The sequence below is a fragment of the Streptomyces sp. NPDC043876 genome, from assembly GCF_056435825.1.
In genome coordinates this window covers 826,047-842,995 of sequence record NZ_JBWKDV010000003.1, presented here as the reverse complement: position 1 = coordinate 842,995, position 16,949 = coordinate 826,047, and the positions used below count along the sequence as shown (strand labels likewise).

Below are 16,949 nucleotides of genomic sequence, written 5' to 3'. Positions count from 1 at the left end.
TGAGGCATCGGCCATTTGATGAGAAGCCCCGTGTGAAGCCCCGCTCGACGCCCGTACCAATCCGTACGCCCAACGGCCGCGAAGTACGGGTGAAGCACCGCCGACCGGCGGCGTGTCGAGTGGCGGGAGCGCTGTTGTGGAATACCGAAGCGTGGCGGTGGTCGGCGCAGGGGTGGCGGGCCTGACCGCCGCCCACATCCTGGCCGCCTCGTGCGAGGTCACCCTCTACGAAGCGGACGGGCGCCTCGGCGGCCACGCCCACACCCGCGAGCTGACCGGCCCCGGCGGCCGGCCGGTGGCGGTCGATTCGGGGTTCATCGTGCACAACGAGCGCACCTACCCCCATCTGCTGCGTCTCTTGCGCGAGCTGGGCGTCGCCACCCAGGACGCCGAGATGAGCATGTCGGTGCGCTGCGACGGCTGCTCCCTGGAATACGCCGGCGCCCGCGGACCCGGCGCACTGTTCACCTCCCGGGCGGCGCTGCGAGGCCGTTACCTGCGGCTGCTGGCCGAGGTGCCGTTCTTCCACCGCGGCGCCCGGCGGTTGCTGGCCCGCGCGGAGCAGCCGGACCTCACGTTCGGTGACTTCCTGCGCGACGGCGGCTTCTCGCCCTACTTCGTCAGCCACTTCGCCCTCCCGCTGGTGGCGGCAGTGTGGTCCTGCCCCGCCCATACCGCCCTGTCGTATCCGGCGGCCTACCTGTTCACCTTCCTGCACCACCACGGGCTGCTGTCCCTCACCGGCTCCCCCCAGTGGAAAACCATCACCGGCGGCTCCGCCGCATACGTCAGCGCCGCTGCCCGGCGCATCCAGAACATCCGCACCACCAGCGCGGTCTCCGCCGTCCGACGCACCGATGCGGGTGTGCTGATCACCACCCGCGAGGACGCCACCGAGGCGTACGACGCCGTCGTCATCGCCACGCACCCCGATCAGGCGCTGCGCCTGCTCGCCGACCCCACCGGGGACGAGAAACGCCTGCTGGGGGCCTTCACGTACTCCCGCAACCCGACCGTGCTGCACACCGACACCTCCCTCCTGCCCCGCTCGCGGAAGGCCCGGGCCAGCTGGAACTACCACCTCACCGGCTGCGGGTCCGGGACCGATCCCGTCCGCGTCAGCTACGACATGCAGCGCCTCCAGAAACTGCCGGCCGGGAGCGACTACGTCGTCACCCTCGGCGCGGACGACCTGATCGCTCCCGACCGGGTGGTGGAGCGGATGGTGTACGAGCACCCGGTCTACACCCCCGCGTCCGTCGCCGCGCAAAGGGAGTTGCCGCGGCTGAACACCGGGGTGACCGCCTATGCGGGGGCCTGGCACGGGTGGGGCTTCCACGAGGACGGCTGCCGCTCCGGCGTCGAAGCCGCCCGCTCGCTGGGTGTGCGCTGGTGAGCGGCGCGCAGGAGGTGGGCGCGTCCCTGTACGAGTGCGTGGTGGCCCATGCGCGCACCATGCCGCTCCACCACTCCTTCCGGCACCGTACCTACATGTGGTGCGTCGACCTCGACCACCTGCCGGTCCTGCCGCTGCCGCTCCGCCCGCTCGCCCGTTTCGATGCGCGCGACCACTTCACCGGCCGGGCCGGCAGCATCCGCGCCGGCCTGGAGGCCTTTCTCTCCTCCCGTGATGTCGCGTTGGGCGGCGGGCGCGTGGTGATGCTGGCGCACGCCCGTGTCTTCGGTTACGTCTTCAACCCGCTGAGCGTGTACTGGTGCCACGACGCCACCGGCGTTCTGGTGTGCGTGGTGGCGGAAGTCCACAACACCTACGGTCAGCGTCACTGCTACCTGCTGCGCCCCGACGCAGACGGGAGGGCCGAAGCGGACAAGACCTTCCACGTATCACCGTTCTTCCCCGTCGAAGGCCACTACAGGATGCGGTTGCCGGCGCCCGGCGACGACCTCCGGCTCGCCGTCCAGCTGCAGACCGGAGCGGGCCGTCCCTTCACCGCCACCGTCCGCGGCCGCCGCCGTCCGGCCACCGCCCTGAACCTCCTGGCCGCGGCCGCGCGCAGACCCTGGTCGACCGTCGCCGTGTGGGCCGGTATCCGCCGCCACGGCATCCACCTCCTGCTGCGCGGCCTGCCCGTCCAGCCCCGCCCCCGGGCCACTCTGCAGAAAGGCATGCTGCCTTGATCCAGCCCACCACCACGTCCCACGGCCGCACGCGGGCACCGGAGCAGGGCGCCCCGGTTCCGCCCCGGATGCGCCCGACGCCGCATGCGATGGCGACGGCCGATCGCCGTGGCGCCATCGACCCGGTGAAGTGGCCGGATGTCGCCCGTTTGCCGACGGCCCGGCCCGCCCGTACCGCGATCGCCAGACACCTGGTGGGCCGCGTTCTGCAGCGGCTCTCGCTGCTCGAACGCGGGCGCCCCCTGCCCGGAGTCACCACCCCGCCGGGACTCACCCTTCACGACCCGGAAGCCTTCTACCGCCGCATCGCGTGCCACGGTCTGATCGGCTTCGGCGAGTCCTACATGGCCGGAGAGTGGGACAGCAACGACCTTCCCGGTGCGCTGACCGCCCTCGCCTCCCACGCCGACACCCTCGTCCCCCCGCCACTGCACCGACTGCGGCCCCTGTGGGTTTCCACCCGGCCCACCGGCGACCGCAACACCCCCCACGGCGCGCGCCGCAACATCCAGCGGCACTACGACCTCTCCAACGACCTGTTCGCCGCGTTCCTGGACCCCACCCTCACCTACTCCTCCGCCGTCTTCACGGCCTTCCCCGCCCGATGGGAATCCCTGGCCCCCGCCCAGCACCGCAAGATCGACCGCTTGCTCGATCTCGCCGAAGTCGGGAGCGGCACGAAGCTGCTGGAGATCGGCACCGGCTGGGGCGAACTCGCCCTGCGCGCGGCCGCCCGGGGCGCCGACGTGACCACCGTGACGCTCTCCGCCGAACAGGCCGAGGCGGCCCGCGCACGGATCCGCACGGCCGGCCTCACCGACCGTGTGACGGTTCAGCTGTGCGATTACCGGGACGTCCGGGGACGCTACGACGCCGTGGTCAGCGTGGAGATGATCGAAGCGGTGGGCGCCGAATACTGGCCCGCCTACTTCGACGCGCTGCGCGCCGCCCTCGCCCCCGGGGGCAGGATCGCCCTGCAGGCGATCACCATGGGACATCAGCAGATGCTGAACACCGCCGCCACGCACACCTTCATCAGCAAGTACGTCTTCCCCGGAGGACTGATCCCCTCGCGCCGGGCCATCGCCGAGCACGCCGGTGCGGCCGGACTGCACACGGCCGCCGACCACGGCTACGGCCTGCACTACGCGGAAACCCTGCGGCTGTGGCGAGAGCGGTTCATGACGGAGCGAGCGGCCGTGACCGGTCTGGGTTTCGATGCGGTCTTCCAGCGCATGTGGGAGTTCTACCTGGCCTATTGCGAAGCCGGCTTCCGCTCCCGCTACCTCGACGTACGCCAGCTGCTCCTGACCGAAGGAACCTCCCGATGAAGACCGTTGCCGACCGCCTCGCCGAACTCGGGGGCCACCTCTTCACCGGGCCGCTCCCCGTACGCGTGCGCGCCTGGGACGGCAGCGAGGCCGGCCCCGCCGACGCCCCTCTGATCATGCTGCGCTCCCCCCAGGCGCTGCGCCGCTTGCTCTGGCAGCCGAGCGAACTCGGGCTCGCCGAGGCCTACATCGCCGGCGATCTGGACGTCGACGGCGATCTCGCGAGCGCCCTGTCCCAGGCCGGCCGGTCCGTGCGCGACCAGCCCGTCGGCCGCCCCCAGCCGGCGGCGGTCGCCGCCGCCGCGGTACTGGCCGCGCGCCTGGGCGTCCTCGGCCCGCCTCCGGCCCGCCCGGACGGACGAGCCCGCCTCAGCGGCCGACTGCACAGCGCAGGGCGCGACCGGGCCGCCATCAGCCACCACTACGACGTGTCCGCCGACTTCTACGCCCTGCTCCTCGATCCGTCGATGGCGTACTCCTGCGCTTACTGGACCCGTCCGGCCGACCCCGCCTACACCCTGGCCGAAGCACAACAGGACAAGCTGGAACTGATCTGCCGCACACTCGGCCTCCGGTCCGGCGACCGGCTCCTGGACGTCGGCTGCGGCTGGGGCTCCCTCGCCGTCCACGCGGCCCGCGAGCACAAGGCGCACGTCACCGCGGTCACCCTGTCCCGGGCCCAGCGGGACTTCGTCACCGAACGGTGCGTCCGCGAAGGAGTCGCGGACCGCGTGGACGTCCAGCTGCGGCACTGGCGGCACATCGACGGCGCCGGCTACGACGCCGTCGGCGCCATCGAGATGGGCGAACACGTCGGCGACGCCGAATACCCCCACTTCGCCCGGCACCTGTACGGCGCGCTGCGCCCCGAGGGCCGGCTGCTGATCCAGCAGATGTCCCGAGGAGCGAACGCACCGGGCGGCGGCGCGTTCATCGAAACCTACATCGCCCCCGACATGCACATGCGTCCCGTCGGCCGGACCACCGACCTGCTGGAGGGCGCCGGCCTGGAGGTCAGGTCGGTGCAGTCGCTGCGCGAGCACTACACGGCCACCATCGACGCCTGGCGCACCAACCTCGAACACCACTGGAGCACGATCGAGGACCTCGTCGGGGAAACCACCGGCCGGGTGTGGCGCCTGTACCTGGCCGGGGCTTCCCTCGCCTTCGCCGAACGCCGCATGGGCGTCGACCAGATCCTCGCCGTACGGCCCACCCGCGAAGGCCGCTCCGGCATGTCCACCACCGCGGCTTCCCGCTACGCACCCGTACGGCAGTCATGAGCAGCACCGACTGGGGCCCTCTCGCCACCAACCTCGCTGCCACCGCGGGCACCGCCCTCACGGTGCTGCTGGCCACGTTCGCCCTCGCCGCACGCCGCGACCTGCACCGCCTCGTCGACATCGCCTGGGGCCTCGCCTTCAGCGCCGTCGCCGCCGTCACCTGCCTGCTGTCCGCGGGACACGGTGACGACGGCCGACGGCTGGTGGTGGCCGGCGCGACCGCCTTGTGGGGGTTGCGCCTGTCGGCGCACATCGCCCACCGCTCCCGCGGCCACGGCGAGGACCCGCGCTACACCGCCCTCCTGGGCCGGGCTCCGGGAAGCCGGGCCTGGTACGCGCTGCGCACCGTCTACCTCCTCCAGGCCGCGCTGGTGTGGCTCGTCTCCCTGCCCGTCCAGGTCGCCTCCTACAGCACGGAGCCCTTGAACTTCCTCGCCGTCTGCGGGATCGCCGCATGGGCGGCCGGCCTCTCCTTCGAGGCCGTCGGCGACCACCAGCTGGCCCGCTTCAAGGCCGACCCGGCCAACCGCGGCCGTATCATGGACCGCGGACTGTGGTCCTGGACCCGCCACCCCAACTACTTCGGAGACAGCCTCATCTGGTGGGGCCTGTACCTGCTCGCCTGCACCACTTGGCCCGCCGCTCTCGCCGCCCTCGTCTCCCCACTGGCCATGACCCTGCTGCTCACCGTCGGCAGCGGCAAACGCCTCCTGGAGAACCACATGGCACACCGCCCCGGCTACAGCGACTACGCGGCACGCACCAGCGGTTTCCTGCCGCTTCCCCCACGCCGCTCCCCCGACCAGCACAGGAGCTGAGGATGCCGCAGCCCACCGGCAGCACGGACGAGGCAAGCCGCCCCACCCTGCTGCCCGTCTTCACCGGCCTGCCGGCGCACCGCGCGAAAGGCGCCGTCCTACTGATGCACGGCGGCCGCTCCGAGGCCCTCCAGGCTCCGCCGCGGCTGAACCTGCCCGCGCTGCGCATGCGGCCCTTCGGCAGCGCGATCATGCGGGCCACCCTCCACGACGACATCCTCGTCGCGCACATCCGCTACACCCACCGCGGCTGGAACGGCCACCACGCACACCCCCTCACCGACGCCCGCCGCGCGCTGGACGAACTGCGCGAGCAGGCCGGAGCCGTGCCCGTCGTCCTCGTCGGACACTCCCTCGGAGGCCGGGCAGCGCTGCGGGCCGCAGCGGACCCGCAGGTCAAGGGCGTCATCGCGCTCGCGCCCTGGTGCCCGCCCGACGAACCGACCACCCACGTGCGCGGACGTACGGTCATCGCCCTGCACGACGAGGCCGACCGCGTCACCCGCGCGGCGGACACCTGGGCCTACCTCACCGGCGCCCACCGCTCCGGCGCCCACGTGGCAGGGATCCGGATGCCCCTCGGCGGCCACAGCATGATCCGGGCCGCACGACAGTGGCACCGCTTCACCGCCCACGCCGCCTCCGCCCTCCTCGGACTCGGCCCGTACCCGGACCCGATCACCGGGGCCTTCCCCTGGACCGGCCGCCCCAGCACCCTCCAGCCCCGCTAGCCTGCCACCAGGGATGTTCCGCCGACGACAGCAAGGAAACAGGCCATGACGAGCACGGCCCGCGCCAGCGTGCAGCACGAGGACGAGCGGGTGCGGGTCACCCGCTGGGACTTCGAACCCGGCCAGAGCACCGGCCTCCACGTGCACGAGCACGATTACGTCGTCGTCCCCGTCACCGACGGCCGGACCGACGTGATCACCCCCGACGGCACGGTCGCCTCCTCGCAGCTGCGGGCGGGCCAGTCCTACGCCCGCCCGGCCGGCGGCGAACACGAGGTCGTCAACGCGGGCACCGCACCGCTGGCCTTCGTCGAGGTCGAGATGAAGCGTCGGGGGGCGTCGGCGGGGTAGCCGTCGGTGGCCGCGCCCGGGCGGGTCAGTGCTCGGGGCCGCCCGGGTCGGGGCGGTCGCGCAGCTCTACCGTGCGGGTGGCCGAGGCGTGCAGTTCGAGGACGGTGATCTCGTTGCGGCCCGCCCGGAGCACCGGGGCCGGGACGTACAGGGTGGTCTGGGGGCCTCGGGACCAGTACCGGCCCAGGGCGAAACCGTTGACCCAGACACAGCCCTTGGTCCAGCCGGGCAGCGCGAGGAACGTGTCGGCCGGCTCGTCCACCTCCGCGTACCCGCGGTGGAAGGCGGGACCCACCGGCGGCGCGGCCGGGTCGAGGGGGCGGAAGGGCAGGTCCGCGAAGGCGGCGGGGTCGTCCAGGGGCAGGGCCCGGCTGGTCCACCGGTCCGGGGCCCGGCCGTTGACGAGAACGCGGCCGGTCAGTCCCTTGCGGTCGTGGATGCCCTGCCCGTAGTTGACCCGCCCCTGGTTCTCGACGACTACGGACAGCAGGGCGCCCGGGCGGGGGACGGTGAAGGCGAGGGCGTGCTCGTGGCCCTCGCGTTCGAGTACCCCGACGGGCTGCCCGTCCACGAAGACCTGGGCCCGGTCGCGGACGTCCTCGGCGTACAGCACGGCCGGGCCGGGGGCCGTCTGCCGGGTCTCGTACAGCACGAAACCGCAGCCCTGTCCCAGTTCCTCCATCGTGAGCGGCCGGTCGCCCTCCACCGCTCGGCCGACCAGGTCGGCGTACTCCGACAAGGACGCCCATTCGGTGAGTTCGACGGGGCCGTGCGCGAGCTTCGGGCCGGGTGCGGGCACCGGGGCGTCGGGGACGGGGCCGTGCTTCGCGAGGACCTCCCGGAAGGCGGCGTACTTGGCCGTGGGATCGCCGGCCTCGTCCAGGAGCGCGTCGTAGTCGTACGAGGTGACTGTGGGCCGGTACGTTCCCTTGTCGTTCGCGCCGTTGGTGAAGCCAAAGTTCGTTCCGCCGTGAAACATGTAGATGTTCACGGAGGCTCCGGCCGAGAGCAGCCGGTCCAGGTCGGCCGCGGCGTCCTCGGCCCCGCGCACCGCGTGGGGTCCGCCCCAGCGGTCGAACCAGCCGATCCAGAACTCCGAGCACATCAAAGGGCCTTCGCTCCGGTGCTCGCGCAGCTGCGCGAGCCCGGCCTCCACCTTGCTGCCGAAGTTGACCGTGCTCAGCACCCCTTCGACGCTGCCGCGGGTGAGGTCCCCGGGCTGATCGCAGGTGAACAGGGGCACGTCCACACCGTGCCGGCGCAGCAGAGCGGCCAGTTCGGTGAGGTAGCCCGAGTCCTGCCCGTAGGCCCCGTACTCGTTTTCGAGCTGGACGGCGAGCACCGGGCCGCCCCTGCTGCCCAGCCGGGACAGCAGGGGTGGCAGGAGCGCACCGAGGTACTCGTCCACGGCCCGCAGGAAGCGCGTATCGCGGCTGCGCAGGGCGATGCCCTCCTCGGCGAGGAGCCACGACGGCAGACCGCCGCCCTCCCATTCCGCGCAGATGTACGGGCCCGGGCGCAGCAGGACGTACAGGCCCTCGGCGGCGGCGAGATCGAGGAACCGGGGCAGGTCGAGGCCTCCGTCGAGCCGGAACTCCCCGCGCCGCGGGGCGTGGAGGTTCCACGGGACGTAGGTCTCGACCGTGTTCAGCCCCAGCAGGCGGGCCTTGTGGAGCCGGTCGGCCCATTGCTCCGGATGGACGCGGAAGTAGTGCAGCGCGCCCGAGACGATCCGGAACGGCCGGTCGTCGAGACGCAATCCATCGGCGGCGATCTCCAGTCGGGGCATGCCGTGCGCTCCTGGGGAAGAGGGAGGTGGAGGGGAGGGAAGGGAAGGGACGGGCTACTTCAGGGGGCGGCACAGGAGGGCGTCGGGGACCCCGCCGTGGTTCCACTTCCACGTGTAGGCGATGCCCGCGAGGTATTCGGTGTCGGCGCACTGGCCCTTGTAGTTGCCGGGGGCCCAGTCACTGGCGTTCGAGCCGCCGGTGGCGGGCCGGTTGTCCCCGCGGTCGAACCAGAGCGTGCGGCCGGAGGCGGGCAGGCTCGCGGCGGCGGGGGCGCACAGCAGCGCCGACATCGCGTTGCCGCGGACGGCGTAGCCGACGGCGAAGGCCTGCGCGGGGCACTGGAGCTTGTTGTACCCGCCGGCCCAGTCGTCCCCCGTGACGTACCGCTCGTCCGTGACCACGGTCCAGGCTCCGCCGGCCTTCGGCGGGCCGCCCGCGTCGGTGCACAGGCCCCGGCTGCTGCTGCGGCCGAGTCCGGTGAGCCGCTGGGAGTCGGGGCAGTTGCCCTTGCGGTTGCCCGGGGACCAGTCGGGCTGGGTGAGCATCGTGGCGGAGACGTCGTAGTCGGTGTGGTCGAGGTCGAGCATGTTCCAGTGGCCGACCTGGGCGACCGGACCGGTACGGCCGGGGGTGGAGACCAGCCGGGTCCAGTCGTCGGCGCGCCAGTCCCCGCCGTCCCGGACGCCCTGGCGTGCACCGTTCGCCGCGTAGGAGAGCAGGGCCCAGTTGTCCATCGGGGCGCCTGCGGCGTCGGTCCAGCCGACGAGCGGCCAGACCGCGAAGTCGGTGTCGTTGGCGACGAGGATGTCGGTGAAGCGGTGCAGCCAGGTCTGCTCCTTGGCGTCGTCGGAGCCGCGGCCGCCGGCGCCGAATTCGCTGATCCATACCGGGGCGGTGAAGTGCTGCCCCTCCTGGGAGACGAACAGCGCCTGGGAGTTCACCACTTGGGCGAGCTGTTCGGGGGTGAAGTCCTGGTAGCGGGGGTCGTTCGTGGAGCCGGGGCCGCTGCCGGCGCCGGTGTTGGCCGGGCCGGTGTAGGCGTAGAAGTGGGCGGCGTAGACGAGCTTGCCCGAGGTGATCAGCGTGTGGGAGAGATTGGCCACCGGCGTCAGAACGGGGCGCCCGTGCGGAAGGCCGGCGAGCGGGATCCCGTACCAGTTGATGCCCTCCATGACGACCAGCACGTCGGGTGCCGCCTGCAGGATCCGGTTCCCGGCCTCCTCGAAGGCGGCGTAGGCGTCGTGGCTGTCGTACCAGCCCCAGTTGGGGTCGTCCCAGGTGTCGCGGCGCACCTCGTTGCGCAGGTCGGCCCCCACCACCCGCTTGTCCGCCTTGTAGCGGTTCACCATGAACACCCAGTCGTCCACCCACTGCTGGGCGCTCTGGCTGCTGTTCCAGCGCTCGTTGCCGTCCAGGCCGCAGCAGAAGCGGGAGGTGGTGGTGTGGTTGTTGAGGATGACCGCGAATCCGTCGGCGGTGAGCGCCGCGATGACCGCGTCGAGCACCTGGAGCGGGGTCTTGCCCTTCAGCTGCGGGTTCGCGGCGACCGCGGTGTCCGGCACGGGTGCGGTGTCGTGGACGAGGGCGTTGGAGAACGGCAGCCGGATGCTGTTGAGGCCCAGGCCGTGGAAGTCGGCCAGGATGGCGGCCATCGGTGCCCGGTCCAGGCCCAGCGGCATGTCGTGGGCCGGTATGCCGTGCATGTGGTTGGCGGGGTCGTTGGTGTCCCCACTTCCGGTCCATGTCCCCTGGGCGCCCGCCCAGTTGCCCGCCTTGAGCTTGAAGCGGTTCCCCGCGGCGTCCACGATCCAGCGGCCACGGGTGCTGAGCGGTGCGGTCCACGAAGCGGCGAGCTGGGGACCGGTCAGGACCTCGGGCGCGGCCGGGGCGCTTGCCGCGGCGGGGACGGCGGCCGTCGCACCGGCCGCGGAGGTGGTGGCGAGGAGCAGCGCGGACAGCACGGCGAGTGCCGAGGCCGCGCGTCGGAGCAGTGGTGTAGCTGTCACGTTGGATCCTTCGGAGAGGGAGGATGTGCCGTGCCGTGATGCCTCGTGCTGTGCTGCTGCGCCGTGCCCTTGTCATGTCTAGCCCTTGAGGCCGCTGGTGGCGATGCCCGTCACGATGTGGCGCTGGGCGACCAGGAACATGACGACCAGGGGGACGATCGTCACGCCCGCTCCGGCGAACAGGCCGGCAGCTTGATGGTCTGCGCGGTGAGGAACGTCTGGGCGGCCGCGTGCGGGCCCGGTCTGAGCGCCGGCGTGACCCTGCGGTGGTCCGGCACACCTATGTGGCGGCCCATGTCTACGCGGCCCCGGGCATCGGGCTGGGCAGCCGGGGTGCCGGGACCGGGCTCCGGGCACGGACCTCGTCCAAGCCGTGACCCCTTGACCCCGCCCCGGCGCCCCGCCCCGGATCAGGCCCCGGGCGCCGCGGGGGCCGGTCCCGTGGTCGCCCGGATGACCAGCTCGGGGTCGAACAGCAGCTCCCCCGTGGGCACGTCCCGATTGCTGACCAGGGCCAGTACGCTCCGCCCGACCTCCAGGGCCAGCCTGTCGGCGGGCTGGCGCACCGTGGTCAGGGGAGGGTCGGTGAACTCGGTGATGGACGAGCCGTCGTACCCCACGACCGAGACGTCGCCCGGCACCGCGCGTCCCTGCCGACGGATGCCCCGGATCGCCCCGAGGGCCATGTAGTCGCTGGCGGCCACGATCGCGGTGGCACCCAGAGCGAGGAGCGGTGCGACGGCGGCCTGGCCGCCCTCCACCGTGTAGGACTGCCGGATCACCCAGCGCTCCGGCTCCTCGATGCCCCGCTTGGCCATGGCCTCCAGGAAGCCCCGCACGCGCCGGTCCGCGGGCTGGTTGCCGGCCGGGCCGGAGGCCATCCCGATCCTGCGGTGGCCCAGGCGGTGGAGGTGGTCGACGGCCAGCTCCGCGGCGAGCGCGTCATCGGTGGAGAAGACCGGGGTCGCCACCCCGTCCGCGAACTCGCCGTTGATGCCGACGTAGGGCACCCGGCGCTGGCGCAGCAGTTCGTACGTCTCGGTGTCGGCGCCCTCGACGGTGTTGGACGCGGAGAGGAAGACGACGGCCGCGACACCCTTGTCGACGAGCGCGGAGATGAAGTCCCGCTCCTGGACCCCGCCCGGGAAGGCCGGGCACAGAATGGTCTTGAGTCCGTGCGGGGCGAGCGCCGACTCGATGCGCTCGGCGACATCGGCGAAGAACGGATTGGACACGAACTCGGTTATCACAGCGACCAGTTGGCCCTGGGTCTGCCGTTCGTAACCGAGGTCCGCCATGGCCTGTTCGACCGCGTCGCGGGTCTTCTTCGACACTCCCTGGCGTCGGTTGATCACCCGGCTGACGGTCGCCTCGCTGACCTGGGCGCGAGCGGCGACCTCGGTGATCCCGACCTTCATCGTGGTCCTTCCGTGATCGTGAGCGAAACCAGACCGCCGCGCGGCACCGCCAGCGAGCGAGCTCCCTCCGGCAGGTACGACGGCGGACCGTCCATGATACGGCCGTCCGGCCCGTGGACCACTCCCCTGACCGCGCCGCCGCCGAGCACCTCGACCATCACCCGGTCCCGGTCCGAGCCGTTGACCAGGTCGAAACGGCGGTACGCGGAGAAGTCCAGAGGGACGACCCGGTCCCCGTGCACGCTCAGCAGGCAGTGGTCCCCGGCGCTCACCCGCACCAGCGGGTACAGCTCGTCGGGCCGGCCCGGCTCCACCTCCCCGTCCAGCAGCAGTTCCCGGTGCAGCCGCCACCGTCCCAGCCAGAACCCGACCGCTTCCCGGTGGGCGGCCGGCAGCCGGTCCAGCCGTACGGAGATCTGCGGCACCGAGTGGAGGGCCCCGATCAGCTGCCGGGCCACCGCCGCCACGGGCGCCCCGGGCGACCACAGGAGCATGTCGCTGTGGACGGCCCCGCCGACGGCGAGCAGTGCGGTGTCCAGGGTCCGGACCCGGTTCGCGGTGGCGTCGGCCGGGCAGTCGACGGAGCGGAGCATGTTGCCGAAGGGGGCCATCCCGGGGCCGGTGTAGGGCTGGCGCAGTTCCAGCAGTACGCCGGGGCGTACGGATTCCAGGGAGGCGCGCAGTTCCGTCAGCAGGGCCACCATGGCCACGCCGACGTCCCCCGCGCCGTCGCCGACGTAGACCATGGCCTGTTCCAGGAAGTCGAGCTTCAGTCCGTCGAGCCCGTACGCGCGGACCAGCCGGACGCAGAACCCGACGACGTGCGCGCGCACCTCCGGGCGGCGGGGGTCGAGCACGTGCGCCCCGGGCACGGTGGCGGGGACGGGGGCGCAGGCGGCCCAGCGGCCGTGGCAGGCCGCGCCGGGGCCGAGCAGCAGGGGTGCGACCCACGCGAGGTAGCTCAGCCCGTGCCTTCGGACCCGGGCCACGTGTGCGGCGAAGTCGGGGAACTTGGCCCGGTCCGGCTCCCAGTCCCCGCAGCCGGCGTACCCGCGCCCGTGGCCCTGCTCCTGCCAGCCGTCGTCGAGGATCAGCGCTCCGCAGCCGAGTCCGGCGGCCAGTTCGGCCTGGGTTTCGACGGCCGCGGCGCTGACGTCCTGGTTGAAGGCGTACCAGGTGGAGTAGACGGGGGTGCGGGCCGCGTCGGGCACCGGCGCGGGAGCGAGCTCGGCGTCGAACCAGCCGCGCAGGGCACTCATGGCCCGTGCCACCGAGGGTGCGCGGGGGACGAGCAGGATCCGGTGAGCGTGCGGTGCGGCGGGCAGCCGGAGGTGGACGACGTGGGTGTCGTTCTCCTCGGAGACCCCGAAGCGGAGCTCCGCCTCGGGCACCGGGTCGGTGGCGCCGAAGGTGAGCAGGGTCGCGCCGTCGTGGTCGTAGAGGCAGCCTGCGGCGTGGCCGTCGACCAGCGAGACGCGGGAGCGGCCCTCCCAGTCTGCGAGGAGGGTGCGCCGCCATCCGCCCTGCGGGTGCCAGTATCCGGCGGCGTCGCCGAGGGGCACGGAGAAGCGGATCTCGACGGGGGCGCCGTCGGCCCGCACCTCCAGCATCCGCAGCCCGTCGGGGAGTTCGGCCAGCGTCCAGACCGGGTGGACGCCCCGGGCGTGTGCGAGGACGGCGAACGAGACCTCATCGAGCAGCGGTTGCTCGGCGGCGGGCGCCAGCCCCGCGGTGGTGACGGGCTCGGTGGTGGGCGCCGCGGTGGGCACGGCGCTCGTCGCGTCTCCGGCTACGGCACCGGTCGCGTCGCTGGTCAGGGCACTGGTCACGGTCACTCCTTCACGGCGCCGGCGAGCAGGCCGGACACGAACTGGCGCTGGAGCGCGAGGAATACGAGGGCCATCGGAATCGCGGCGGCCGCGGTTCCGGCGAGGATCGCTCCGTAGTCGGTCTCGTCGAGGCCCTGGAGGGAGGCGAGCGCCACCGGAACGGTGAAGGTGGCGCTGTCGCGCAGGACGATCAGCGGCCAGATGAAATCGTTCCACTGGTACAGGAAGAGGAAGATCGCCAGGGCGGCCAGCGCCGGTCTCATGGGCGGGAGCACCACCTTCCAGAACAGCCGCAGTTCGCCGCAGCCGTCCATGCGCCCCGAGTCGAGCAGTTCGTCGGGGAGCGCGGCCATTGACTGGCGCATCAGGAAGATGCCGAAGGGCAGGGCCAGATTGGGCATGATCACGGCCTGGTAGGTGCCCAGCCAGCGGAGTTCCGCCATCAGCTGGAAGAGCGGTACGAGGGTGACCTGGGCGGGAACCACGAGCCCGAGCATGAGCAGTCCGAAGAGCGGTTCGCGGCCGCGGAAGCGGTACTTGGCGAAGCCGTACCCGGCCAGCGTGCAGACGGCGCCCGCGCACAGGGTGTAGATCAAGGCGATGCCGAGGGAGTTGAGGACCACCCGGCCGAAGTGCGCGGTGTCCTGGAGGGTCCGGAGGTTCTCCGTCAGGTGGCCGCCGGGCAGCAGGGGCGGCGGGCTGTCGAAGATCTCCCCGGAGCTGTGCGTCGCGGCGACCACGAGCCAGTAGAAGGGGACCAGGACGGCGGCCAGCGCGATGGCGAGTCCGGAGGTGAGCAGGATGCTGCTGCCGCGGTGGCGGGCGGCGGTCATGCTTTCTCCCCCAGGAAACGGAACTGGATCACGCCGAGGATGCCGATGAGGACGGCCAGGGCGTAGGCGATGGCCGAGGCGTAGCCGAAGTCGAAGTACTTGAAGGCGTTCTGGTAGACGTACACGCCGATGGTCAGGGTGGCGTTGTCCGGGCCGCCGCCGGTGAGCACGTACGGCTCGTCGAAGATCTGCAGGGTGCCGATGGTGGAGAGCACGGTGGTGAGCAGCAGCGCGGGGCGCAGGCCCGGCAGGGTGACGTGGCGGAAGGAGTGCCAGGGCCCGGCCCCGTCCACGGCCGCGGCGTCGTAGAGCTCGGCGGGCACGGTCTGCAGCCGGGCGAGCAGGATCACCGCGTTGTAGCCGGTGTAATGCCAGGTCAGGGCGAGGCCGAGGGAGACCTTCGCCCACAGGGGGTCGGTCAGCCACGGCGACGGGTCCAGACCGACGAGTCCGGTCAGCCAGTTGACCAGGCCGTAGTCCTTGTTGAGCAGGACGGAGAAGACGATCCCGTAGGCGACCAGGCCGGTGACCATCGGCAGGAAGAAGCCGAGCCGGAAGACGGCGCGGGCGCGCAGGGCGGTGGAGTCGAGGGCCACGGCGAGTCCGGTGGCGAGGGCGAGCATGACCGGTACCTGGACGGCGAGGATCACCGCGGTGTTCTTCAGGGCGGTCCAGAACAGCGGATCGTGGAGCAGCCGCGCGTAGTTGTCCGCGCCGACGAACCGGTCGGTCCCGCCGACGGTCTTGTGGAGGCTGATCACGAAGGACCGGCCGATGGGGTAGAGCTTGAAGGCGCCGAAGAGGAGCAGCGCGGGCAGGACGAAGAGGTACGGGGCCACGCGCCGGCCCGCCCGCGGGCGCCGGATGGTCCCCCGCGCGGGAACGGCCGGTGCAGCGCGGCCGACGAGCCGGGCGGCCGGGGCGGACTCCGTAGACGGGGTGGTCACCGGGAGACCTTGCGTCCGGTCTGCCGGCCGAGCTGGTCGGCGGCCTCCTTGAGCACCTTCGCCGGGTCGGCGCCGCTCAGCAGCACCTTGGACTGGGCGTCGGTGACCAGCTTGAGGGCCCGCGCGTAGTCGGCGGTGTAATTGAACGCGGGCGAGGGTGCCTTGAGTGCCTCCAGGAATACCTCACCCTTCTTCTGGCCGCCGAAGAAGGGCGACGGCTCGTGGAAGACGGCGTCCTCGTAGGCCTGCATCAGGGCGGGGGCGATCCCCTTGCCCCGGTAGATCCGCACCTGGGAGGCCGGCCGGGTGAGCACGAACTCGACGAACGACCAGGCGGCGGCCCGGTGCTTACTGCCGCCCGCCACCGCGAGGTGGGTGGAGTTGACCGTGGCCGCGGTGGCTCCGCCCCGGCGCACGGCCGGGGGCAGCCGAACCTTCCACTTGCCCGCTTCCCGGGGCACCTGCTCCTCGATGATGCCGCCGAACCAGGTGGGCATGGGCAGGACGGCCGCGGTCCCCTGCTTGAGCGAGCTCATCAGGGCGTTCCAGCCGCCGGCGAGATCGCTGACCAGGCCGGCGTCGTTCATCGTCTTGATGAGCGTCATGGCCTTGACCGCCTCCGGGGAATCCAGGGTGATGTTCCCGGCGAGGTCGAAGTAGAAGGCGCCCTGGAGCTGGAGCAGCATCTGGAAGAAGTTGGCGGCGTCGGCCTGGGAGGCGGGCTTGTCGATGCCGAGCAAGTGGGCGCCGGTCTTCGCCTTGATCTGCTTGCCGGCCTCGATGGTCTCCTCCCAGGTCTGCAGGGCTCCGGCGTCGACCCCGGCCTTCTCGAAGAGGTCGGCCCGATAATAGAAGCCCCCCGAATTGGCCTCCCAAGGAAGGGCGTTGACCCGCTTTCCGTCGGGGGACACGGTCTGCCACAGGCCTTGGGCGAAAGCGTCCCGGTAGGCGTCCGCGCCGAGCGGGGCGAGATCGGCGAGACCGCCGGGGAACTTCTCCACGTAGCCGGGCAGGTAGTCGACTCCGATGTGCAGGACGTCGGCGAGTCCCTGGCCGCCGGCCGCGAGTCCGGTGGTGATCTTGTCCCAGATGGCCGGGTTGCCTATGTCCTCGACCCTCACCTCGATGCCGGGGTACTTCTTGTTGAACTCCGGTACGAGGGCCTTCATTTCTGCGGCGGGGCCCTGCCAGGACCAGACCGTGATCCGGCCCTTGCCCTTCTCCCCCGGGGCCCCGCCCTCACCGCCGGCGCCCTCGGCTCCGGTGCCCGAGCAAGCGGTCAGGCCGACGAGCGGCCCGGCCCCCACGGCGATGGCTCCCACCGTCCGCAGCACTCTCCGACGTTCCAGTTCCATACCTGACCCACCCCTGCTCGCACCGTTGCGGAAGCCGACTGGCCAGGACTGTAGCCAGGCGTCACGAGTACTTGCAAGACTCCAATGAAATCTTTCAGTTAGATCCAACAGCAGGTTC

14 protein-coding genes are annotated in these 16,949 nt (G+C 72.0%); 7 read left to right on the top strand and 7 right to left on the bottom strand.

Translation table 11 applies throughout. The annotated features are described in order from the left end of the window. Positions 1 to 136 precede the first annotated feature (136 nt). The 7 genes from AC0693_RS13280 (at position 137) to AC0693_RS13250 (ending at position 6,653) form a co-directional block, all read left to right on the top strand. Complete coding sequence (locus AC0693_RS13280) at positions 137 to 1,396, top strand: NAD(P)/FAD-dependent oxidoreductase (protein WP_478801778.1); 1,260 nt, start codon at positions 137 to 139, stop codon at positions 1,394 to 1,396. 59 nt (positions 1,397 to 1,455) lie between these two features. Further along, positions 1,456 to 2,139 (top strand): DUF1365 domain-containing protein, encoded by a 684-nt coding sequence (locus AC0693_RS13275; RefSeq protein ID WP_469318484.1) that lies wholly within the window; start codon positions 1,456 to 1,458, stop codon positions 2,137 to 2,139. Between the two features lie 89 nt (positions 2,140 to 2,228). After that, entirely contained in the window at positions 2,229 to 3,470 is a 1,242-nt protein-coding gene (locus AC0693_RS13270) for a class I SAM-dependent methyltransferase (protein WP_469318362.1), read from the top strand. Next, positions 3,467 to 4,753, top strand: coding sequence for a class I SAM-dependent methyltransferase (locus AC0693_RS13265; RefSeq protein WP_478801777.1), 1,287 nt, complete (start codon positions 3,467 to 3,469; stop codon positions 4,751 to 4,753). Before AC0693_RS13270 ends, AC0693_RS13265 begins: the two co-directional genes overlap by 4 nt. Beyond that, a complete protein-coding gene (locus AC0693_RS13260) occupies positions 4,750 to 5,571 on the top strand; it encodes a DUF1295 domain-containing protein (RefSeq protein WP_469318360.1) in 822 nt (273 codons plus the stop codon). The genes AC0693_RS13265 and AC0693_RS13260 overlap by 4 nt, the downstream gene beginning before the upstream one ends. 2 nt (positions 5,572 to 5,573) lie before the next feature. Continuing rightward, positions 5,574 to 6,302 carry an alpha/beta fold hydrolase gene (locus AC0693_RS13255; protein ID WP_478801776.1) on the top strand — a complete coding sequence of 243 codons (729 nt, stop codon included), beginning with the start codon at positions 5,574 to 5,576 and terminating at the stop codon, positions 6,300 to 6,302. 45 nt (positions 6,303 to 6,347) lie between these two features. Next, the gene (locus AC0693_RS13250; protein WP_478801775.1) at positions 6,348 to 6,653 is read left to right on the top strand and encodes a cupin domain-containing protein; all 306 of its coding nucleotides are present in this window, start codon (positions 6,348 to 6,350) and stop codon (positions 6,651 to 6,653) included. Positions 6,654 to 6,678: 25 nt separating this feature from the next. On the opposite strand, the gene AC0693_RS13245 is transcribed toward AC0693_RS13250, so the two are convergent. From AC0693_RS13245 to AC0693_RS13215, 7 genes are all read right to left on the bottom strand, one after another. Beyond that, positions 6,679 to 8,442, bottom strand: coding sequence for a glycoside hydrolase family 35 protein (locus tag AC0693_RS13245; RefSeq protein WP_478801774.1), 1,764 nt, complete (start codon positions 8,440 to 8,442; stop codon positions 6,679 to 6,681). Between the two features lie 54 nt (positions 8,443 to 8,496). Beyond that, a complete protein-coding gene (locus AC0693_RS13240; RefSeq protein WP_478801773.1) occupies positions 8,497 to 10,449 on the bottom strand; it encodes a glycoside hydrolase family 5 protein in 1,953 nt (650 codons plus the stop codon). A 410-nt stretch (positions 10,450 to 10,859) separates the two neighbouring features. Continuing rightward, complete coding sequence (locus AC0693_RS13235; protein WP_478801772.1) at positions 10,860 to 11,867, bottom strand: LacI family DNA-binding transcriptional regulator; 1,008 nt, start codon at positions 11,865 to 11,867, stop codon at positions 10,860 to 10,862. Further along, the gene (locus tag AC0693_RS13230) at positions 11,864 to 13,696 is read right to left on the bottom strand and encodes a glycoside hydrolase family 36 protein (protein WP_478801771.1); all 1,833 of its coding nucleotides are present in this window, start codon (positions 13,694 to 13,696) and stop codon (positions 11,864 to 11,866) included. The genes AC0693_RS13235 and AC0693_RS13230 overlap by 4 nt, the downstream gene beginning before the upstream one ends. A 2-nt stretch (positions 13,697 to 13,698) precedes the next feature. Next, positions 13,699 to 14,529 carry a carbohydrate ABC transporter permease gene (locus AC0693_RS13225; protein ID WP_478801770.1) on the bottom strand — a complete coding sequence of 277 codons (831 nt, stop codon included), beginning with the start codon at positions 14,527 to 14,529 and terminating at the stop codon, positions 13,699 to 13,701. Continuing rightward, positions 14,526 to 15,476, bottom strand: a complete 951-nt coding sequence (locus AC0693_RS13220) for a carbohydrate ABC transporter permease (protein ID WP_478801769.1) — start codon at positions 15,474 to 15,476, stop codon at positions 14,526 to 14,528. The genes AC0693_RS13225 and AC0693_RS13220 overlap by 4 nt, the downstream gene beginning before the upstream one ends. After that, complete coding sequence (locus tag AC0693_RS13215) at positions 15,473 to 16,831, bottom strand: ABC transporter substrate-binding protein (RefSeq protein ID WP_478801768.1); 1,359 nt, start codon at positions 16,829 to 16,831, stop codon at positions 15,473 to 15,475. The genes AC0693_RS13220 and AC0693_RS13215 overlap by 4 nt, the downstream gene beginning before the upstream one ends. Positions 16,832 to 16,949 lie beyond the last annotated feature (118 nt).